We start from the raw sequence: 2,870 nt of genomic DNA, 5'->3' as shown, positions 1-2,870 counted from the left end.
TGTGGGCCCCATGCCCCGGGGCCATCCCACAGACCGATGGAGAACTGCCATGAACATCCCCGCCCTACTGCGCGGCACCCTGTTGTCGGCCACCCTGCTGGGCGCCGCCGCACCCCTCTTCGCCGCGGAGCCCGCCGCCCGCGACCAGGCCTTCGCCAGCGAGGCCTCCGCCGCCGGCCAGGCCGAGATCGACGCGGCCAAGCTGGCCCTGCAGAAGAGCCAGGCGGCCGACGTGAAGACCTTCGCCCAGCACATCATCGACGACCACACCAAGGCCAACACCGAACTGCAGGCCCTGGCCACCCGGAAGCACCTCGAGCTGTCCGACCAGCCGGGCATGGCCGACAGGGCCAAGGCGAAGGCGCTGGACATGCGCGACGAGTCCTTCGACGCCGCCTACGCCGACAACCAGGTCGCGGCCCACGAGAAGGCCGTGCAACTGTTCACCGAAGCGGCCGACAGCGCCAGCGATCCCGACCTGCAGCAGTTCGCCCGGGTGACCCTGCCGGTGCTCAAGCAGCACCTGCAGATGGCCCAGGACCTGGCCAAGGCGCATCCCTCCAGGTGACGGCGGCCGCCGGGGCGGCCCCGCCCCGGCCCGCGTCAGCCCAGCACCAGGCGGTTGGCGCGCTCGCCCACCACCATCTCGGTGATCCAGCGCACCAGGATGTCGGTATAGGCGTCCTGGGCCAGCTCGGTGCTCAGCGCATGATCGGCCTCGTCGATGATCCGGTGCGTCAGCGAGTGGGTCTGCTGGAAGGCGGCCCGGTAGCTGAGGATGGTCGCGCTGGGGATGAAGTCGTCGTGCTCCGACTGCACCAGCAGCACGTCGCCGGTGAAGGCGGCGCAGGCGCGCAGGGCGCGGTTGCTCGCCGCCGGCACGCGGCTGGAGCGGTAGGCCATCAGGTCGTCCCGCGGCAGCTCGCGCTTGGGCCGGTCCCAGTCCTCGTCGCGGTACAGTGCCGGCACGCGCAGGGCCAGCCAGCGGATCTTGCGCAGCTCGCTGAGGATGCAGGCGAGGTAGCCGCCATAGCTGGTGCCGACCACGGCGATGGCCCCGGGGTCGATCTGCGGGTGCGCGGCCAGGCGGTCGTAGGCGGCCAGCAGGTCGCGCAGGTTGTGCTCGCGGGTGATCCACTCGCGCTGGCGCTCCTCGGCGCCGTGCCCGCGCAGGTCGAAGGTCAGGCACACGCAGCCCAGGCCGGCGATGCCGCGGGCGCGCCTGAGGTCGCGCTGCTGGCTGCCGCCCCAGCCGTGCACGAAGAGCACGCCGGGCACATGGGTACGCGGGCTGAGGAAGTTGCCCTGCAGGCGCAGGGAGTCGACGTTGATGTCGATGCGCTCGTCATAAGGCGTCATAGGTCCTCCACCATTGCGTATTTCAGCAGGAAGTCGCCACGCCGGTCGGGGCCGCGGTAGATCACCCGGGCATTGGCCGGCAGCGCCTTGTCCTCGAAGATCTCGAAGGACGAGGCGCGCACCGCCTGCAGCGCCGGGTCCGCCACCAAGGCCTGCAGGGCGGCCAGCTCGGCGCCGGTGGCACCGCCCACGCGCCAGGACTGCTCCAGCACGCCGCTGCGCTGCCGGCCCCGGGCATCCACGCCCTGGGCGATGTCGTAGTTGCGCCGCGAGGCGAAGAAGTGCGGCAGGCACTGGCTGGCGGCGCGGTCGAAGGCCCGGCCCTGCTGGATCGCCAGGCGAACCTCGGCGGCCAGGTCCAGCCCCAGCAGGGCGTCGAAGTCGCCGCGTACCACCAGCAGGTCGGAGCCGCCGTAGACCAGCTCGCCGCGGGCGTTGCGGTTCTGCTGCTGGAAGCCATGGTAGGACAGCAGCACGCCGCTGACCTGGGCCTGGCCGACGCTGAGGGTGCGCACCTCGGCGAGGTCGTCCTCGATGGCCAGGCCGGCCAGGAAGTCCGCCTCGTCGTAGCCGGCCAGCGCCGCCTCCAGTTCGTCCACGTCGGCCACCACCCGCTGCCCCAGGCCGCCGCGCCCGCCCGCCGGCTTGAGCCGCTGCGGGCCACGCGGCAGGCGCGCGCTGGCGCAGCGCCAGGCGTCCTGGCAGCAGAACGCGCTGTGGCCATCCAGCACCACCGACGCCACCCGCTCGGCGAAGCCGGCCGCCCAGCCCCGCGGGGTGAGCGCGGCGTGCTCGATCAGCGGGTGGACGATCGCCTTGCCGGCCTGGTGGGCCTGCTCGACATAGCCGCCGAACAGGTCCAGCGGCCCCTGCACACCCAGCCGGCGGGCCTGCTCGCGGCCCACCAGGGTGTCGCTGGGCACCCAGTAGTAGTGTCGCTGCGGGTCCCGTGCCGCGGGCGGGCCGTCGAAGAACTCCAGCCCCTGGATTTCCGCCAGCCAGCGGGCCAGCTCGCGGTTGCTGCAGGCGTCCTCGGGCGCAGGGTCGGCCTGCGGCGAGGTGGCGATGACGATACGTCGATTCTCGGCGTGGATCATGCGGCCGCTCCCTTCGTGCGTGGCGTATGAACACTCGACTGTGCCCGCAGTCAGTGGTTCTACGGAGTCGATGAAGCGAGGACAGGACGATGGACCAGGACCGCGAGGCGCAGATACGCCAGAAGGCCCACGAAATCTGGGAAGCCGAAGGCCGCCCCAGCGGCCAGGCCGAACGCCACTGGCGAATGGCCCGGGAACACCTGGGCGAAATCCTCCCGGTGGAAGCCGCCCGCGACGCGCCCCCGGCGGGCAAGGCGCGGAAGCATCGCCGGGGCGGGTGATGCCGTCGGCGCCGAATGACCGTTTGCGGTTATCCGCCGTCATTCGTGCCACCAGGGTGTCCGGCGCGGCCGGTGAATCCAATCACGGACGGAGTCCGCGATGGCCCAGCGGCCGCACGAATCATCAGGCAAA

Annotated in this window: 4 protein-coding genes; 2 read left to right on the top strand and 2 right to left on the bottom strand. The window is 71.9% G+C overall.

Annotated elements, in window-relative coordinates:
- Window positions 1-49 precede the first annotated feature (49 nt).
- A complete protein-coding gene (locus tag DK254_RS09570; RefSeq protein WP_109933587.1) occupies window positions 50-568 on the top strand; it encodes a DUF4142 domain-containing protein in 519 nt (172 codons plus the stop codon).
- Window positions 569-603: 35 nt separating this feature from the next.
- On the opposite strand, the gene DK254_RS09565 is transcribed toward DK254_RS09570, so the two are convergent.
- Window positions 604-1,359, bottom strand: a complete 756-nt coding sequence (locus DK254_RS09565) for a S9 family peptidase (RefSeq protein ID WP_109933586.1) — start codon at window positions 1,357-1,359, stop codon at window positions 604-606.
- Window positions 1,356-2,456, bottom strand: a complete 1,101-nt coding sequence (locus tag DK254_RS09560; RefSeq protein WP_109933585.1) for a DUF3182 family protein — start codon at window positions 2,454-2,456, stop codon at window positions 1,356-1,358. The genes DK254_RS09565 and DK254_RS09560 overlap by 4 nt, the downstream gene beginning before the upstream one ends.
- Window positions 2,457-2,545: 89 nt before the next feature.
- On the opposite strand from DK254_RS09560, the gene DK254_RS09555 reads away from it, so the two are divergent.
- Complete coding sequence (locus DK254_RS09555) at window positions 2,546-2,737, top strand: DUF2934 domain-containing protein (protein ID WP_109933584.1); 192 nt, start codon at window positions 2,546-2,548, stop codon at window positions 2,735-2,737.
- Window positions 2,738-2,870: the final 133 nt, after the last annotated feature.

This window comes from Pseudomonas sp. RW407 (genome assembly GCF_003176655.1).
Classification (GTDB): Bacteria; Pseudomonadota; Gammaproteobacteria; order Pseudomonadales; family Pseudomonadaceae; genus Pseudomonas; species Pseudomonas delhiensis.
This window is presented reverse-complemented; position numbering and strand designations above follow the sequence as displayed.

Coding starts and splice junctions, on each gene's coding strand:
- DK254_RS09570 (WP_109933587.1), top strand. CDS start 50: ATGAACATCCCCGCCCTACTGCGCGGCACCCTGTTGTCGGCCACCCTG.
- DK254_RS09565 (WP_109933586.1), bottom strand. CDS start 1,359: ATGACGCCTTATGACGAGCGCATCGACATCAACGTCGACTCCCTGCGC.
- DK254_RS09560 (WP_109933585.1), bottom strand. CDS start 2,456: ATGATCCACGCCGAGAATCGACGTATCGTCATCGCCACCTCGCCGCAG.
- DK254_RS09555 (WP_109933584.1), top strand. CDS start 2,546: ATGGACCAGGACCGCGAGGCGCAGATACGCCAGAAGGCCCACGAAATC.